The organism is Commensalibacter oyaizuii (assembly GCF_029953265.1).
GTDB classification, from domain to species: domain Bacteria; phylum Pseudomonadota; class Alphaproteobacteria; order Acetobacterales; family Acetobacteraceae; genus Commensalibacter; species Commensalibacter oyaizuii.
Window position 1 is genome coordinate 15,670 of sequence record NZ_JASBAO010000001.1, and the last position, 16,394, is coordinate 32,063.

The 16,394-nt window shown below is 37.1% G+C and carries 13 protein-coding genes; 5 read left to right on the plus strand and 8 right to left on the minus strand.

Annotation, left to right across the window (positions count from 1 at the left end; genetic code table 11):
* Nucleotides 1–24: 24 nt before the first annotated feature.
* The gene (gene grxB / locus QJV27_RS00085) at nucleotides 25–675 is read left to right on the plus strand and encodes a glutaredoxin 2 (RefSeq protein ID WP_281446964.1); all 651 of its coding nucleotides are present in this window, start codon (nucleotides 25–27) and stop codon (nucleotides 673–675) included.
* Nucleotides 676–1,160: 485 nt separating this feature from the next.
* On the opposite strand, the gene QJV27_RS00090 is transcribed toward grxB, so the two are convergent.
* From QJV27_RS00090 to QJV27_RS00100, 3 genes are all read right to left on the minus strand, one after another.
* The gene (locus QJV27_RS00090; protein ID WP_281446965.1) at nucleotides 1,161–2,813 is read right to left on the minus strand and encodes a dihydroxyacetone kinase subunit DhaK; all 1,653 of its coding nucleotides are present in this window, start codon (nucleotides 2,811–2,813) and stop codon (nucleotides 1,161–1,163) included.
* A 331-nt stretch (nucleotides 2,814–3,144) separates the two neighbouring features.
* Complete coding sequence (map, locus tag QJV27_RS00095) at nucleotides 3,145–3,942, minus strand: type I methionyl aminopeptidase (RefSeq protein WP_281446966.1); 798 nt, start codon at nucleotides 3,940–3,942, stop codon at nucleotides 3,145–3,147.
* Between the two features lie 112 nt (nucleotides 3,943–4,054).
* Nucleotides 4,055–5,170: a D-alanyl-D-alanine carboxypeptidase family protein gene (locus tag QJV27_RS00100; protein ID WP_281446967.1), complete on the minus strand. Its 1,116-nt coding sequence runs from the start codon at nucleotides 5,168–5,170 to the stop codon at nucleotides 4,055–4,057.
* A gap of 408 nt (nucleotides 5,171–5,578) precedes the next feature.
* On the opposite strand from QJV27_RS00100, the gene clpS reads away from it, so the two are divergent.
* Nucleotides 5,579–5,923, plus strand: coding sequence for an ATP-dependent Clp protease adapter ClpS (clpS, locus tag QJV27_RS00105; protein ID WP_281446968.1), 345 nt, complete (start codon nucleotides 5,579–5,581; stop codon nucleotides 5,921–5,923).
* Between the two features lie 150 nt (nucleotides 5,924–6,073).
* Nucleotides 6,074–8,383: an ATP-dependent Clp protease ATP-binding subunit ClpA gene (clpA, locus tag QJV27_RS00110; RefSeq protein WP_281446969.1), complete on the plus strand. Its 2,310-nt coding sequence runs from the start codon at nucleotides 6,074–6,076 to the stop codon at nucleotides 8,381–8,383.
* Nucleotides 8,384–8,441: 58 nt separating this feature from the next.
* Here the strand turns inward: clpA and QJV27_RS00115 are convergent, their stop codons facing one another.
* The 3 genes from QJV27_RS00115 to QJV27_RS00125 form a co-directional block, all read right to left on the minus strand.
* Complete coding sequence (locus tag QJV27_RS00115; protein WP_281448930.1) at nucleotides 8,442–8,861, minus strand: DUF3465 domain-containing protein; 420 nt, start codon at nucleotides 8,859–8,861, stop codon at nucleotides 8,442–8,444.
* 84 nt (nucleotides 8,862–8,945) lie between these two features.
* Nucleotides 8,946–9,956, minus strand: coding sequence for a PPK2 family polyphosphate kinase (locus QJV27_RS00120; RefSeq protein WP_281446970.1), 1,011 nt, complete (start codon nucleotides 9,954–9,956; stop codon nucleotides 8,946–8,948).
* 25 nt (nucleotides 9,957–9,981) lie between these two features.
* Nucleotides 9,982–10,740, minus strand: coding sequence for an SDR family NAD(P)-dependent oxidoreductase (locus QJV27_RS00125; protein WP_281446971.1), 759 nt, complete (start codon nucleotides 10,738–10,740; stop codon nucleotides 9,982–9,984).
* A gap of 182 nt (nucleotides 10,741–10,922) precedes the next feature.
* Between QJV27_RS00125 and QJV27_RS00130 the strand changes: the two genes are divergently transcribed.
* Nucleotides 10,923–11,504 (plus strand): YqgE/AlgH family protein, encoded by a 582-nt coding sequence (locus QJV27_RS00130; protein WP_281446972.1) that lies wholly within the window; start codon nucleotides 10,923–10,925, stop codon nucleotides 11,502–11,504.
* A gap of 45 nt (nucleotides 11,505–11,549) precedes the next feature.
* Here QJV27_RS00130 and QJV27_RS00135 read toward each other — a convergent pair whose 3' ends face one another.
* Together QJV27_RS00135 and QJV27_RS00140 are read right to left on the minus strand one after the other, a co-directional pair.
* Nucleotides 11,550–12,668, minus strand: a complete 1,119-nt coding sequence (locus QJV27_RS00135; RefSeq protein WP_281446973.1) for a quinone-dependent dihydroorotate dehydrogenase — start codon at nucleotides 12,666–12,668, stop codon at nucleotides 11,550–11,552.
* 156 nt (nucleotides 12,669–12,824) lie between these two features.
* The gene (locus QJV27_RS00140) at nucleotides 12,825–14,375 is read right to left on the minus strand and encodes an inorganic phosphate transporter (RefSeq protein ID WP_281446974.1); all 1,551 of its coding nucleotides are present in this window, start codon (nucleotides 14,373–14,375) and stop codon (nucleotides 12,825–12,827) included.
* Between the two features lie 503 nt (nucleotides 14,376–14,878).
* On the opposite strand from QJV27_RS00140, the gene cysG reads away from it, so the two are divergent.
* The gene (gene cysG, locus QJV27_RS00145; protein WP_281446975.1) at nucleotides 14,879–16,276 is read left to right on the plus strand and encodes a siroheme synthase CysG; all 1,398 of its coding nucleotides are present in this window, start codon (nucleotides 14,879–14,881) and stop codon (nucleotides 16,274–16,276) included.
* The last annotated feature ends 118 nt before the right edge of the window (nucleotides 16,277–16,394 follow it).

The following is a 16,394-nucleotide window of genomic DNA, read 5'->3' on the forward strand; positions in this document are numbered from 1 at the left end:
AATGAGTTCAAGATTTGGGTCGCGATGAAACTATATATATACGAACATTGTCCTTTTTGTGTTATGGCAAAAATGATATTTGTTTTAAAAAATTATCCAGTCGAGCTGATTTATTTGTTATATGATGATGTGCAAACGCCAATGCAGATGGTTGGCCGCAAGCTTTTACCGATTTTAGGATATAATTCCAATTCATTTATGCCAGAAAGTCAAGATATTATAAAGTATATTGACCATAAGGTGGATCATCCACGCGTAATCTCTCCTGTTGATTCTGCAATTTCACAATGGGTGAACAATTTACAGCGATTTATTTATCGATTGACATATCCCCGCTGGATTAAGGCACCTTTTCCAGAATTTGCAACAGATAGTGCCAAAAAATATTTTTTGCAAACCAAGGATCCATCTGGCAAAGGATTTGTTTCTGATTTGGCTGATCCTGCGTTATTACAACGCGCTCAAAAAGCTGTGGATATATTGGATGATCTTTTAGTTATTTATCCTTTGCTAGATTATAAAAGGGATTTGTCTATAAGTGATTTTACACTGTTTGCTCAATTACATTCTTTATCCATTGTTAAGGGACTTACTTATGGCCCTCACGTTGAAGAGTGGAGAAGGCATGCATCGGAAATATGTTCGATAGAATTGCATGACGAATTAGCAAACTAACTTTTTATTCCATTTATTAATAAAAGATAAAACGTTTATTGATGAATGAAACGATTAGTTTTTTTGAATGAAGCAGTTGCTTAGATAGTTTTGTCAAACTTGGTAAAACTATCTGTAATATGTAAGGCCGTGCAAAATTTTTGCTACATTTAATAAGTCTAGCTATGAATTTTTTAAAGTTCTTCTTCTTAACAACTCTACGGACTTTATTTTCTATATGTGCAACTATCGTTGTTATTTTTTTATTAATTTTAGGCACATTATTATTATATCATTTATTAAAATCAGGCTTTTCTTTTGATATTTTTGCAGAGTTCGTCTTCATATTTAGCTTAATGATTTATTTGCTTTATGTAGCATTTATAGATTATTAAGATTAATACGCCCGAGGAATGATAGGGTATTTTAAAAAAACCACGCTACAGTAACTGTAGCGTGGTTCGTATTTAAGATTTAGTTAATATACAAAGTTGTTATGGTAAAAATTAAGAACATTTCTGCAACAATGCTGCGAAAACGCGTGCAACGGCAACTGCCCCAGGATCGGCATTACCAACCAAACTGTCGCTGTTAAGATAGGAGGAACGACCAGCATTTGCTTTGGCAGATTTTGCGGTGTTCTTAGCCCCTTCATCAGCAGCTTGCATTGCGGATTGCAAACTACCACTTTGTTTAAATGCTTCTAGGGCGGGTTGCAGGGCATCGATCATTGTTCTATCACCCAGATCAGCACCCCCATAATGTTTCATTTGCTTAAGACCAAATAATAATCCTTCAGCCAAGTTTTGTCCTTCACCCAATTTTTGACCTGTTGCGGTAAAGAAGATGGACATTAGTACGCCACTTGATCCCCCCATTACTACAGCCAAACGCTCGCCTATAACTAGACATAGTTTTGATAAATCAGCCAAAGGCAAATCTTTTGCCTTTAATAAAGCTGCAATTCCCCGTGCACCAGCGGCAAAGGTGGCCCCTGTATCTCCATCGCCTACTTTGGCATCCAAATCATTTAATTCATCTTCAAGATCACTTAAGGTTTGAGTGACAACGTCAACGACTTTATCAACGACTGCATCATCTGAAGGGGTATATTGAACTTTTGTTTCGACTGTTTTTACAGAAGCAATGGTCATCTTTTCAGGTTTTACAGGCGAGATCCAACTTGATGCTTCGGTTGGTGCGATGAGTGCTTGTTCAATTTTATCATCCAAAACCAAAGTGCTTAAAGAAAAGCCTTTCATATCCAATGCAGTTACGACCAGTGCTGGCCCAACAATCCATGAAATATGTGGGGCGAGTGCGCTATGATTCAGTTCTTTAGCTAAGATGGACATTTCAGTCACAGAAACACCACCTAGATTATTGATCATTACAGCAATTTTTGACTGCGCTGGAACATGGTCTTTTAACTTTGATACCATTAAATCAATAACTTCACGACTATTTTGGGTATTCACTGTCGTTGCACCAGGTTCACCATGAATACCCAAACCTAATTCGATAGAACCTTCTGGAATACGCTTTGAATCGGCTTGTGCTTGGGGCAGGTGACACCCAGACATTGCAACACCCAAACTACAAACATGTTGATTTGCATGATCCACAAATTTCTTTACTTCAGCTAATGATAAACCTGATTCGGCAGCGTAACCTGCCATTTTATGTACGAAAACCGTGCCTGCAATTCCACGGGGTTGTTTATTATCAGGTAAAGAAATATCATCTTTTACAAAAACAATTTCTACCTTATATCCTAATTGCTTTGCTTTTTCTGCGGCTAAACCAAAATTTAAACGATCCCCTGTGTAATTTTTGATAATTAATAAGCACCCAGCTTCACCCGTTACGGCAGTAATAGCGGTTAAAACTGCATCCACACTGGGAGAGGCGAATAAATCGCCACAGACGGCTGCTGTTAGCATTCCCTTACCAACAAAACCAATGTGGGTGGGTTCATGACCCGCCCCTCCACCAGAAACAACAGCAACCTTTTTTTTATCCCAATCTTTACGTATAACAATGCGCATAGATGGATCGGTATCTAGTTTTGCGAGATTATGATGAGGTGCAGTTATTAAAGTGCCCTCTATTGCATCATTCACTAAGGTCGTACGATCATTAAAAAAGAAGTTTGACATAATCCACCCTTAAACTTAAAATTTTTTTTAAAATTATTAATAATTATGGTTACAGTATGCACCTAGCAAAGTAATTATGACAAGCTTTAAACGAAAAATTATTTAATCTTCACAGCCGCATATTTTTATATTAGATTTATTCTTTTGATATATAAAGGAAATGAGGAATAGTTAGAAATAAAAAGATGTATTTATAATTAATTTTTTATGAGACGTTTGAAAATTACCAGTAAATACTATTTCATTTCGAATAAATCTAATTTTTTTAAAACTGTTGAAATAAGAGGGCAGGAACAAACCTGCCTTTGAAGAATATTTATTTGCTTTTAAGCTATTTTTCCAAATTATAAGGGGGTTTGTGCATACCTGTTGGTGAATAAGTAAATACCTCGCACCCATCCTCGGTGACACCCATCATATGTTCAAATTGAGCACTTAAGGAACGATCACGGGTAACGGCGGTCCATTCATCATCCAAAATCTTGACCTCTGCTTTACCTGCATTTAACATCGGCTCTATGGTGAAAACCATTCCTGGTTTTAATTCTAAACCATGACCTCTTTTCCCGTAATGTAACACATTGGGTTCTTGGTGAAATACGCGTCCTATACCGTGACCGCAAAAGTCTCTAACCACAGAAAAGCGCTGGCCTTCTGCGTATTCTTGAATGACGTGGCCAATATCTCCTAGGGTATTCCCTGGTTTAACCTCTTTAATTGCCAGCATCAAACTTTCATATGTAGTGTCAATCAAACGTTGTGCAAGGCGGGATGCCTGACCAACAATATACATGCGACTACTGTCCCCATACCAACCATCCAAAATAGGGGTCACGTCAATATTTAAAATATCCCCATTCATCAAGCGGCGGTCGCCTGGTATACCGTGACAAACAACATGGTTAATTGAAATACAACAGGACTTGGGAAAACCCCTATAATTTAAAGGTGCTGGGATGGCACCATGTTTAATCGTATAGTCATGAATGATTGTATTTAGCTCTTCTGTTGTTACGCCTTCTTTTACATAAGGAGTAATCATATCCAAAGTTTCGGCAGCTAAACGACCAGCAGCCCTTAACCCGACAAAGTCCTCTTGGGTATAAAACATCATGCGTCGGTCAGCCATCTATATCTCCACTGTATTTACAAAATTAATAAAATCTAGCTCAATAGTGCCCATATTGATTTAAGATGACAAGTTAATTTTTATAAATTAAAGTAGAGATAGGATCGCAGTTTTATTTAGCTTTTCTTTTTGTGGTTGCCTTCTTATGGGTGGTTAAGCTGGCTTTATGTACGGTGGCTTTCTTTTTTTTAGAATGAGAGGCAGCTTGCGCGACTTCAACTGTTTTCCCTTTAGAGGAACGGGTAGCTCTGGCCAAGATTACTTTGGAACGTTTATGATTGTTCTTTTTACTGCTTCTCGCCAGGATAATAGGGCGATTGGCTGGGGAAACTCCGCTTTTTACAAAACCATCGTCTAAAGCATTCATCATAATTGTGTTGCGTTGACCGTTACTAGATGCCCCTAAGACGGCACCAATTAAACGGACATTTCCCTGTACCGCCGAACCAACCAAATTGTGTCCTGCAGCTGCAGTATACCCTGTTTTAAGTCCATCTGCCCCAGCATATGATTTCAACAATGGATCATGATTGGGGATATTACGTCCTCGAAAATTAAAAGAAGGGGTACGGAAAAAAGGATAATATTCAGGAAAATCCAAGATTAAACGGCGTGCCAAAGTGGCCATATCTCGTGCAGTGGTGACTTGGTCAGGGTCGGGCAGTCCTGATGCATTTTGAAACGTTGTACGGCTCATTCCTAAGTATCGCGCTTGCTGGGTCATCATTTGGGCAAAGCGAGCTTCATCTCCGCCTCCTATGAATTCACCCAGTGCGCAAGCGGCATCATTTGCGGATTTTGTAACCAGTCCCAGTACTGCTTCTCGAATTGTTACGGATGATCCTGCCCTTAATCCCAGTTTTGAAGGTTCCATTGATGCAGCATGAATGGATACAGGGATACGCTGATTAAGGGAGATAGCATTTGCTCTTAACGCACGAAACGTCATGTATAACGTCATCATTTTTGTTAGGCTGGCTGGATACCGTTTTAAATCGGCATCATCTTCTGAAACAACGCGGCCGTTAATATCCGTAACGATAGTACTAACACGTCCGACATATTGTGCATTTGCTATAGGGGATATAACAATAGCCGAAAACCATGTGACAAGAGCAGCGAGTCCAACGAGGGCATTGTTTCTCTTTAACATAAATAAGAGGCATAATTGTAAAAGCTGTTTATGCAATCCGAATTTTGCGCCTCCCTTTACTCTATGAACTATCACCTTATTCCCCCGTGTTTATATCATTGATTATATGCTCTTTTTTGCTATTTATACAGTAAATTGGTTTTTTTTATGAAAACGGTATGTAATCATTTTTGGAAAACTATAAAGTACAAATCAGCAATTTACCCATCGAAACTATCGGCAATTACAATATCACCTTCATAACGTATCTTCAACATCAGAATTACTAAAAAGCAATAAAATCAAAGATGATACCTTACGTTCTTCAAGTATAATCTGATCTATTTACAATTAGAAATAAAATTTAATTTGTAATGAATTTATTAATAGAGAATGAATGATACATGAAAAAGTGGGAGGGCATTAAATGCTTTTATTTCTTGTCAAAATACAGTAAGAGCCTTAAACATCTATGTGTAACCCAGTAACATTATCAGTTTGCCAATGACATTTTGCACTTTAAATAATACATCACATTTGGACAAACATTGCCAAATTCTTAATAGCCCTGATACAGTTACCTTACAGCAGGTTAAAAAGCCCCCTATGTATAAAGTCATTATGCTTAATGACGATTATACCCCAATGGATTTTGTTGTGCATATCTTAGAAACGATTTTTCAAAAATCAACCGAGGATGCAATTACCATTATGTTTGAAATCCACCAAAAAGGGATCGGTATTTGTGGCATCTTTACCTATGAAATTGCCGAAACAAAGATTAATCATGTACTACAATTGGCCAAACACCACCAATATCCATTGCAATGCACTCTTGAAAAAGAATAACCTTTCATTATTTAAGGATTATATCTTTAAGTATGAAAGATCGTATAAAGTTACCTTGAAAGAAAAATACTGATTGTAAAATAATTTGCTTGCAATAAAATAATATTAAAAAATAATGTCTGGTCATTATAGTACGAAAGGTACTAATCTGTGTTATCCAATAATTTAGAGCATTCATTACGCCGCGCTTTTGAATTAGCTGGGAAATATCATCATGAATATGTAACCCTTGAACATCTATTATATGGATTAACCGAAGATCCAGACGCTATAACAGTATTTGAAGCATGTCACGTTGATATCCAAAAACTGAGAAACGAAATTCAATATTTCATACAAAATGATTTATCGATTTTGGTCAATCGTGCTGATGTTACCCCAAAACCTACAACGGCATTTCAGCGAGTTATTCAACGTGCAACCATTCATGTCCAATCCAGTGGCCATCAAGAAGTTAATGCAACAAACATTTTAATTGCTCTTTTTGCTGAACATGAAAGCCATGCGGTATATTTTTTAAAGAATCAAAATTTAACAAAACTAGACGCTTTAAATTTCATCGCACACAAAATTACCAAAATACCTTCTGCTTCTTCTCATTATTCTTTAGATAGTTCAGAAGAATTAGAAGATTTGTTCGATGAGCACAGGGATCATCAAGGTGGTGAAGAAAATCCATTACAGCAATATTGTGTCAATTTGAATGAAAAAGCAGCAAATGGGTTAATCGATCCTCTTATTGGACGTGATCAAGAAATAGAACGCACGATTCAAATACTATGCAGACGTACCAAAAATAATCCTTTATTGGTTGGTGATCCTGGTGTTGGTAAAACTGCTATTATTGAGGGATTAGCCATTAAGATCGTTGAAAAAACTATTCCTGCAATCTTACAAAATAGTACAATCTATGCCCTAGATATGGGTGATTTGATGGCTGGGACCCGGTATAGGGGTGATTTTGAAGAACGGCTAAAAGCTATTATCGCTGCGTTACAAAGTGAAGAGCAAGCAATTCTATTTATTGATGAAATTCACACAATAGTTGGGGCAGGGTCAACTTCTAACGGTTCCCTAGATGCTTCTAATTTATTAAAACCTGCCTTGGCAGATGGAAGTCTTCGTTGTATTGGATCTACAACTTACAAAGAATATCGCCAACATATTGAAAAAGATAATGCTTTGGTCAGGCGTTTTCAAAAAATTGATGTAACAGAACCTACACCTCAAGAGACAATTCAAATTATTTTAGGGCTTAAAGAATATTATGAAAGTCATCATAATGTTTTATACTCAAAAGAGGCCATTGAAACTGCAGTTAACTTATCGGTAAAATTTATTCATGATCGTAAGTTGCCAGATAAAGCTCTGGATATTATCGATGAAGTTGGGGCAACACAAGCGATGCTTCCTGAAGATCAAAAGAAGAAAAATGTTACCGTACATGATATAGAAAAAACTGTCGCAAAATTAGCGAGAATACCTGAAAAAACAATCTCTTCTAATGATAAAAAAACATTGAAACAGATCGAAAGTCGTCTGAAAAAGGTGATTTATGGTCAAGATCAAGCTATCGATATTTTGACATCAGCGATAAAAATGTCTAGGGCTGGACTGCGTCCCTCGCAAAAGCCAATTGGCAGCTATTTATTTTGTGGTTCAACAGGGGTTGGAAAAACAGAAGTTGCACGCCAATTGTCAACTGTCTTGGGGATCAAGCTTATTCGATTTGATATGTCAGAATACATGGAAAAACATTCAGTTTCACGTTTGATTGGTGCACCACCTGGTTATGTTGGTTTTGATCAAGGTGGTCTATTAACAGATTTTATTGATCAGCATCCTCATTGTGTACTTTTATTAGACGAAATTGAGAAAGCACATCCTGATATATATAATATTTTGCTGCAAGTCATGGATCATGGCGTTTTAACAGATCATAATGGCAAAACTATTAACTTTAGGAACGTTATTTTAATCATGACCACTAATGCAGGTGCCGCAGAAATGGTATCTCCAGCTATTGGTTTTGGTCGTGGATATTCTGATATTGACAATAATGAAGCAATTAAGGAAAAGTTCTCTCCTGAATTCCGTAACCGTTTAGATGCTATTGTCCCATTTGCTCCACTATCTAAAGTAACGATCATCAAAGTTGTCGATAAATTTCTTGTAGAATTACAAAATCAATTACAAGAACAAAAGGTCTTATTGACTTTGTCGACAAGTGCAAAAAATTGGCTACGAGATCACGGTTACGATCCTGTTTATGGTGCTAGACCATTAAGCAGAATTATTCAGGATTATATCAGTAAGCCATTAGCTGATGAAATTTTATTTGGATGTTTGACTGCAGGCGGAGAAGTGCATATTCAAACAGATAATAATCAGTTAAAATTCGAATATAAAAAAGCAAAACCTAAAAAAACAAAGAGAAAAACTTTAATTTCTCAGCCATAGAGAAACAATTTCTATTTGTTTATTAAGGTTTTGGTCATTAGTCATTAGTCATTAGTCATTAGTCATATTTGATCCCATTGATGAGGACATATCCAGGATATGGCCATTTGTGGCTTGTCCCTTTATGTGTCCAGTCAATACCTTGTCGTCTTGGGTTGTCATAATAGTATCTTCCTACAACTTCTGCATAATCACCTTTTTTAACCCAAGGCCAGGCAGGTGTATGCATTACGTCTAGATTGCTAACAACGCGTATGGTAATTCCTGATCCAACATTGACATAAAAATAACCATGCTCACCACTGCGTGTTCTACGTTGTTCTGAATAAGCAATAACGGTTCCGCAAATGTGAACAGGTACGTCTTCTTTCTTATATTGATTAATAGAATTTTCAAATTCACGCTGAGCTTTCAAAAAACCTTGATTATCGCACTGATTAAGAGGACTTTTACCAAAAGCTACAGAAGAAAGACTTATTGAATATAAAAAAACAGCACTGTATAAAAACTGATGAAGACGCACTTAATTTTTCCCTATTTTCGTTTGTAATTTTTAAAAACTCTAATTTTTCTTATCTTTTTTTTTCTTTGGCTCTTTATCAAGATTCTTCTCGTTAGATGCCTTAGATATATCTTCTTTTTTATTTTTCTTAGCGTTCTTTTCTTGCTCTAAATCAGAAGGCTTTTCGCCTAATATTTCTTTTAACTCCGACAAAGATGATATTATCTCTGGATTAGGCTGTGGGGCTGCCATATCAAATTTTTCTAATTCTCCAATCAATACTTCGACGACGACTAAACGCGCATACCACTTATTATCAGCAGGTACAATGATCCAAGGTGTATTTTCTGTAGCTGTTTGGGCAATTGCTTCTTGATATGCTGCTTGATATTGTTCCCAAAACTGACGTTCCTTGGGGTCATTAGGGGAAAATTTCCATTGTTTTTCTCGCTCGTCTAGTCTTGATAAGAGTCGTTGCCGTTGTTCCTCTTTAGAAATATTTAAAAATATCTTAACTAAGCCAATTCCTTGACGTCGTAAGTAAATTTCAAAATTATGGATATCTTGATATCGATGTTTCCAAAAATCACTATCGTTTAATACCCAAGTTGGTAAATTCTGTTTTTCTAAAAGGGTGGGGTGAACTTTTGCAACTAAAACTTCTTCGTAATGACTGCGATTAAAAATACCAATTTTTCCCCGTGCAGGCACTGCCATATGAATGCGCCATAAATAATCGCGGGCTAATTCAACAGGTCCAGGTTGCTTAAAGGACGCAACGGAGATCCCTTGTGGGTTAATACCAGACGTTACATGCTTGATAGTACCATCTTTTCCCGATGTATCCATCCCCTGCAATGCAACGATTAGTGCATTTTTGGCGTTTGCATATAAAAGCTCTTGCAATTCACTTAACCGTTTAACACGTTTTTTTAATATTTTTTTAGCTTCTTTTTTGGTTAAGGATAATCCCCCAGTATCGGAAGGATTATAGTCGGTTAATAGAAATTTTTGCCCATTTGTAACACGGTATTTGGTTCTAAGTAATTCTTGCATCGATTTTTTGTCCATTGTAGTTCCCTATTATTTATAAATATTATTCTTTTCTAGATACTGACAGACCACCAGGCGCTTGACATACAGGCATCATTTCAATGCGGTTAATGTTGACGTGAGGAGGTAATCCTACGACCCAACTGACAGTTTCAGCGATGTCTTGTGCAGTTAAAGGGGTTGTTCCTGCATAAACATTCTTTGCTTTTTGATGGTCGTTTAATCTGACATTGCTAAATTCTGTTCCCCCACACAGCCCTGGTTCAATATTTGTAATGCGAATAGGTGTGCCCAGTAAATCTGTCTTTAAATTCAGCATGAACTGTGCAACAAAAGCTTTCGTTGCACCATACACATTTCCGCCAGAATAAGGATAAGTGCCTGCAATACTTCCCAAAGAGATGATATGCCCCCTTTTTCTTTCCAGCATTCCACCAATTATATGTTGTGTCAAATGAATTAAGCCCGTAACGTTTGTTTGTATCATTTGATCCCAATGATCCAAGGAAATCTGGGGAACAGGTTCTATCCCTAGTGCTAGCCCTGCATTGTTGATTAAAATATCAATAGATTGAAAAGAAGCGGGTAACTGATCAATAATGGATTTAATGTGGGATACATTTCTAATATCCAGCTCTAAGGGGTAAATTTGTTTTGGATATTGCTGTGCTAATTGATCTAATTTTTCTTTTCTACGGGCAGCAGCAATAACATGATATCCATCATGAACCATACGATGGGTAATAGCCTGCCCAAATCCTGCAGAAGCTCCTGTTACAAATGCTATTCCTTTACAGTTCATAAGTATTCTCCTTTTTAATAAAGATTATATTTTATTATCTTTATAAAGTGTCAGTTCAGACAATAAATAAAAAGTGACTTTCGTCATTCACTATACGTTATGCAATTTATATGCTTTAAAAATGAAACTTTTTCCCATAGAATATTGTTAAAATAGTTTTATTCTCTTATTAAGAAGATGCAATGGCTTTACAATTTTCTGATTTAACAGATGGTTTTGCTGGTCAGCTTTTAATTGCCAGTCCCTTTATTACTTCACCCTTATTTGCACAAACTGTGATTTTTCTTTGTGCACATTCCTATCAAGAAGGAGCAATGGGTATTATTATAAATCGACATTTAACCAAGCCCACTCCTGAAGAATTGCTACAACAGTTAGGTATATCGCCTTTCCCACAGAATGCACATTTCTCTATTAGTGCAGGGGGACCTGTAGAAAATGCACATGGATTGGTTCTGCATTCAGCAGATTGGGATACGAATGGATGTATTGCTGTGACTGACACTGTAAAATTAAATGCCAGTCTTGATATTCTACGTGATTTATCGTCGGGGCAGGGACCAAAACAGGCTTTGCTGGCTTTGGGGCACGCAAATTGGGCACCAGGTCAATTAGAGGAAGAAATCAAAAATAATATATGGCATTTGGCACCTTCCAATGAATCGATACTATTTGATTCTCACTTTACAAAAAAATGGCGTACTGCCTTACAATCAATTCATATTGACCCAAGTAAATTATCTTACTTGTCTGGCCAATCTTAAAATAAGGCAGCTTAATTTATAATAAGCTGCCTTCAAATTTTTTCTTTATGACGCTGTATTTTTTAAATCTGCGACATTATGAATGTTATTTTTGTCTAAGATTTCTACAATTTCACGCTTAATGCGATGAATTAGGGGGGGGCCTTCATAGGCAAAGGCAGAATATAACTGGGTAAAATCTGCACCATGCATGATTTTCTCAATTACGTCAGCACCCGTTTCAATTCCTCCACAACCAATTAGTGTCAGTCGTCCCTTTGTCAAACGTGCAACACGTGCCAACATTTCAGTACTTTTTTGTCGTATTGGCCGCCCGGAAAGTCCACCAGGTTCATATCGGAATGCCCCTTTAAGATAATCTGGCCGGCTGATGGTTGTATTGGTCAAAATTAACCCTGATACATTGGTATTAATAACGGTTTCAACGATAGCTTCAACTTCAGCATCTGATAAATCGGGGGCCAATTTTACCAAAAGAGGAGGATGATTGGGATGTTGTTCTTGGATTGCTTGTAAAATTCCTGACAATCGGTCAGGATGTTGCAAGTCACGTAGACCTGGAGTATTTGGCGATGATAGATTTAAAACGATGTAATCTGCATATTGACCGATTAACCCAACCTGCATGGGATAATCTGTTTCTGGATTAGCCCCAATTTTATTAATACCAATGTTAACTCCAACAGGAATATAAGCTTTTGTTTTAAAGGGTCCTTTGGAATTACGGATTTTTTCCAATCGGGCTGCCATACGATAGATACCATCATTATTAAATCCCATTCGATTAATGACTGCACCATCTTCGGTTAATCGAAAAAGCCTTGGTTTAGGGTTGCCACTTTGTGGTTTTGGGGTGACTGTTCCTACTTCGACACCACCAAATCCTATTCTTGCCAAAGGAACAACCGCTGCGGCGTTTTTATCAAATCCAGCTGCAATACCAACTGGATTAGGAAAAGATAATCCCATCGCTTTGACTTTCAGGGCGGGGGAATCCTGCCAAGGTCTCCTGCCTCCACATAATCCCATGGACAAGCTTTTAATAGCAAGGTTATGGCCAAATTCTGGATTGAAATTTCTTAGCCCACTCATGATTATAGGAAAGCAAGATGCCATCGCACCTTGTTCAGCCTCGAATAGTATATCATTGAGCTTTAGCTTCATCGTAGATTTCCAGTTAAAATATAGAATGAAATAAATAAAACAAACATCTAGATTTAAAATCTCGCTGTCTCACGTAATATCATACTATATTTCAAAATTGAATGGCAGAGTAGAATATTAAACTGTGCATATGATGCTGATACTGTTGAGCTGCATTTAAAAGAGTTTAAGAAATATCCAAAACAAGGCTCCAGATAACATAATCGACATTGGCAAAGTTAATACCCAAGCCATGCCCATATTACGCAGTGTGCGCCATTGTATTCCATGACCACATCCAACGGATGAGCCCGCAATGGCAGAAGTAACAACATGTGTTGTGCTAACTGGCATATGGAACTGATTGCCCATTTGAATCATTGTCATAGCAACTGTTTCTGCAACGGCACCTTGACCATATGTAAGCTCTGTTTTACCGATTTTTTTGCCTACAGTAACCACAATTCGCTTCCAACCCACCATGGTTCCCAATCCCAAAGCAATAGCAACCACTACCTTAACCCAAGGGGGAATAAACTGAATTGCAGTAACAATATCTTTTTCAAAATCATTAATAATGGTTTCTTGTTCTTTAGGTAAAGTTTCTATATGGGAAAAGTGAACAAGATTTTGGTCTAGTAAGTACAAATTATTTCTAAGATTTGTCTGATATTCGACGGGGACTTCTTTAAATGTTGTTTTGTTGTGCACGTCAGTTTGAATGGTTTTCAACATTGTGCGCATTGCTGGAATAGTTTCTGGCAAAATTAGATTATGCTGTATGGTCTTGGTTAAAATCTTACGACTTTCTTCAACTGAAGGCATGGGATTATTATTGTGTTGAACCAATATTTGATCAACAATGAATGCTTTTTGGGTAAAGTCTTCAACTTGTTTGGGGGATACAGCACTGTTTAGGGCATAAGCGGTTGGAACCGTTCCAATTAGAATAAGCATAATTAGTCCCATTCCTTTTTGTCCGTCATTTGAACCATGACTAAAACTAACCCCAGTGCAAGTTAAAATTAATAATAAACGCATCGGCCAAGGTGGAGGCTTTCCGTTTGGAGATTGATAGAAAGCTGGGATTGGTACTAATATTCTAAACAAATACATACCTAATAATGCGATGACAAATCCGGCTAATGGGCTAAAAACTAGTGATTTAAAGACCTGTAACGCTTGCCCCCAATCGACCCCACTCGCAGTGTTATTGCCCATTAGTAATTGATTCATCAGACCGACCCCCAAGATGGAACCGATTAAGGTGTGGGAGGAAGAATTCGGAATACCAAAAAACCAAGTCAGCAAATTCCAGATCACAGCGGCCAATAATAGTGCAAAGATCATGGAAAAACCGGCCTCGCTACCTACCCTTAAAACCAACTCAATGGGCAATAAGGAAATGATGGTATAAGCCACAGCCCCACTGGACAGTAAAACACCAATAAAATTCCAAATACCAGACCAGACCACCGCAACTACAGGGGGCAGCGAATTACTGTAAATAACAGTAGCAACCGCATTGGCTGTATCATGAAACCCATTGACGAATTCAAAGCCTAGGGCAATGATTAATGCCAATCCTAATAGTATAAATGCTATAAGAGAAGAATTATGAGAGGATAAAATATCCTCTCTTACGTGCATAATTGTATATAAAATAGCACAAAGCAAAACTGATAAAAAAGCAATCGTATTTAAACGCGAGCTAGTACGTGGGGTCATATTTCAGGCTTTTTTTGAATAAACACACTGTCGTTTTTATAGTTTATCATATTGGTAACTCTAAATAAATTTACAAAAACGAAACGAAAAATAAGGGTAAATACGAAAAAAATTATTTCATAATAACAACGAACCCTTAATTCAGGACTTTATAACTCCATATTTATATCTTATTTCAAACATTACCAATCAATAATATTACTCATTTTCGGGGACGACTTTACAAAAGAACAGCCATCATCACAAGAGGAGAGTCAGCATAAAAAGTAAAATATCTATAGAAAATTAGAAAGCGTTATAAAATAATGACAGTCTTGTTCTTTTTTGCCTTAAAACTGTCTGTTTTACATGTTTAAATACATTATTTGTTTCATTTTATTGCGCAGTTGTCTCAAATTTTAAACATTGAATTATCTTTTCATTCAAAAAAAGATAAGATAAGAAGTAAACACATTTTAAAATTTGTATAAATTCTTATTTCTCCAGGATTGTAATAAATTATTATGGATGCGACTTCTTCTCCCTCTTACTTTCCTATTGCTATGCGTATTGATGGGGCTCGTCTTATTATTGTGGGTGGGGGACAGATTGCCGCACGTAAAATACGTCTGCTTTTGGATAAAAACGCTAATATAGAAGTCTTTGCTAATCATTTGTGCAGCGAAATACAACGTATGGAGCAAAATAAACAGATTCAATTCTGTGGCCAGATTAAGGATGAACATCATTTTAAAAATCACATCTTAGGTGCACGTCTTGTTTTTGTAGCAACAGATGATCAAAATTATAATGCACAAATTGCCTTGTGGGCACAACAAGTCGATATTGCCGTTTGTGCTGTTGATAATCCCAGTGTTTCAAGTTTCATTACCCCAGCGATTATTGATCGAAACCCTGTTCAAATTGCCATATCAACAGGTGGGACTGCGCCAGTACTTAGCAGACGGATCAGAGAGATTATCGAACCCGTTATTCATCAGAGCACTGGAAAATTGGCTCAATTTATGGGCAAATATCGCCAGTGGGTAAAAGAACATCATCCTTTAACTGAACACCGTCAACGATTATGGGAACGCTTTTTAGACGGGCGTGGCCCAAATTTGATCGAACAAAATCAAGAAGATCAAGCCAAAGATTATCTACAAGGTTTATTGCAGCAAACCCCTACAATTCATGGTGAAGTATGGCTGGTGGGAGCTGGTCCTGGTGATCCTGATTTGTTGACGTTAAAAGCACTTCATTGCTTACAAAATGCAGATGTTATTTTATATGACAATCTACTATCCAAAGAGACATTAAAACGTATTCGTCGGGATGCTGCTCTAATTTACGTTGGAAAACAAAGTAAAAAACATACGTTACCACAAGACGAAATCAACGCTTTATTAATTAAACACGCTAAAAATGGAAAACGTGTCCTGCGTTTAAAAGGGGGGGATCCTTTGATTTTTGGTCGTGGGGGAGAGGAAGCCGAGGCATTAGTACAGTCAGGCGTTCCGTTTCAAATTGTTCCTGGTATATCAGCAGCAAATGGTTGTGCAGCGTATAGTGGTATTCCACTTACACATCGTGACTGTGCTCAATCTTGTTTGATTTTAACAGGCCATACACAATTTGAAGGCAAGATGGATCTGCCCTGGGAAAGTATTGTTAATCCTCATCAAACCACAGTCATTTATATGGGATTAAGTAACCTATCGTTTTTATGCCAACAGCTTATTCAACATGGTCTGCCTCCTTCTTGGCCAGCAGCAACAATTGAAAAGGGAACTTTACCTGATCAACGTGTTATTATTGGAACAATTGAGACATTGCCAGGATTGGTTAAACAATCAAATTTGAAAAGTCCAGTTCTAACCATCATTGGTAAAGTTGTTCAACATCGTGTAACTTCTATTTAAAAAGGTGATGACACGGGATAAAAAACGCGGTTTATCTATTCATATCTAAGTTTATTAATGAATAACAAAGCCGAGTGTACAATCATCATCCTTTAAATTATTAAATAATCAAAATCTT

Bases quoted from the DNA above. Each gene is read 5' to 3' on its own strand.
- QJV27_RS00125 (WP_281446971.1), bottom strand. From the start codon at position 10,740: ATGAACTGTAAAGGAATAGCATTTGTAACAGGAGCTTCTGCAGGATTT.
- QJV27_RS00140 (WP_281446974.1), bottom strand. From the start codon at position 14,375: ATGACCCCACGTACTAGCTCGCGTTTAAATACGATTGCTTTTTTATCA.
- grxB (WP_281446964.1), top strand. From the start codon at position 25: ATGAAACTATATATATACGAACATTGTCCTTTTTGTGTTATGGCAAAA.
- cysG (WP_281446975.1), top strand. From the start codon at position 14,879: ATGGATGCGACTTCTTCTCCCTCTTACTTTCCTATTGCTATGCGTATT.
- QJV27_RS00090 (WP_281446965.1), bottom strand. From the start codon at position 2,813: ATGTCAAACTTCTTTTTTAATGATCGTACGACCTTAGTGAATGATGCA.
- QJV27_RS00135 (WP_281446973.1), bottom strand. From the start codon at position 12,668: ATGAAGCTAAAGCTCAATGATATACTATTCGAGGCTGAACAAGGTGCG.
- map (WP_281446966.1), bottom strand. From the start codon at position 3,942: ATGGCTGACCGACGCATGATGTTTTATACCCAAGAGGACTTTGTCGGG.
- QJV27_RS00130 (WP_281446972.1), top strand. From the start codon at position 10,923: ATGGCTTTACAATTTTCTGATTTAACAGATGGTTTTGCTGGTCAGCTT.
- clpS (WP_281446968.1), top strand. From the start codon at position 5,579: ATGACATTTTGCACTTTAAATAATACATCACATTTGGACAAACATTGC.
- QJV27_RS00120 (WP_281446970.1), bottom strand. From the start codon at position 9,956: ATGGACAAAAAATCGATGCAAGAATTACTTAGAACCAAATACCGTGTT.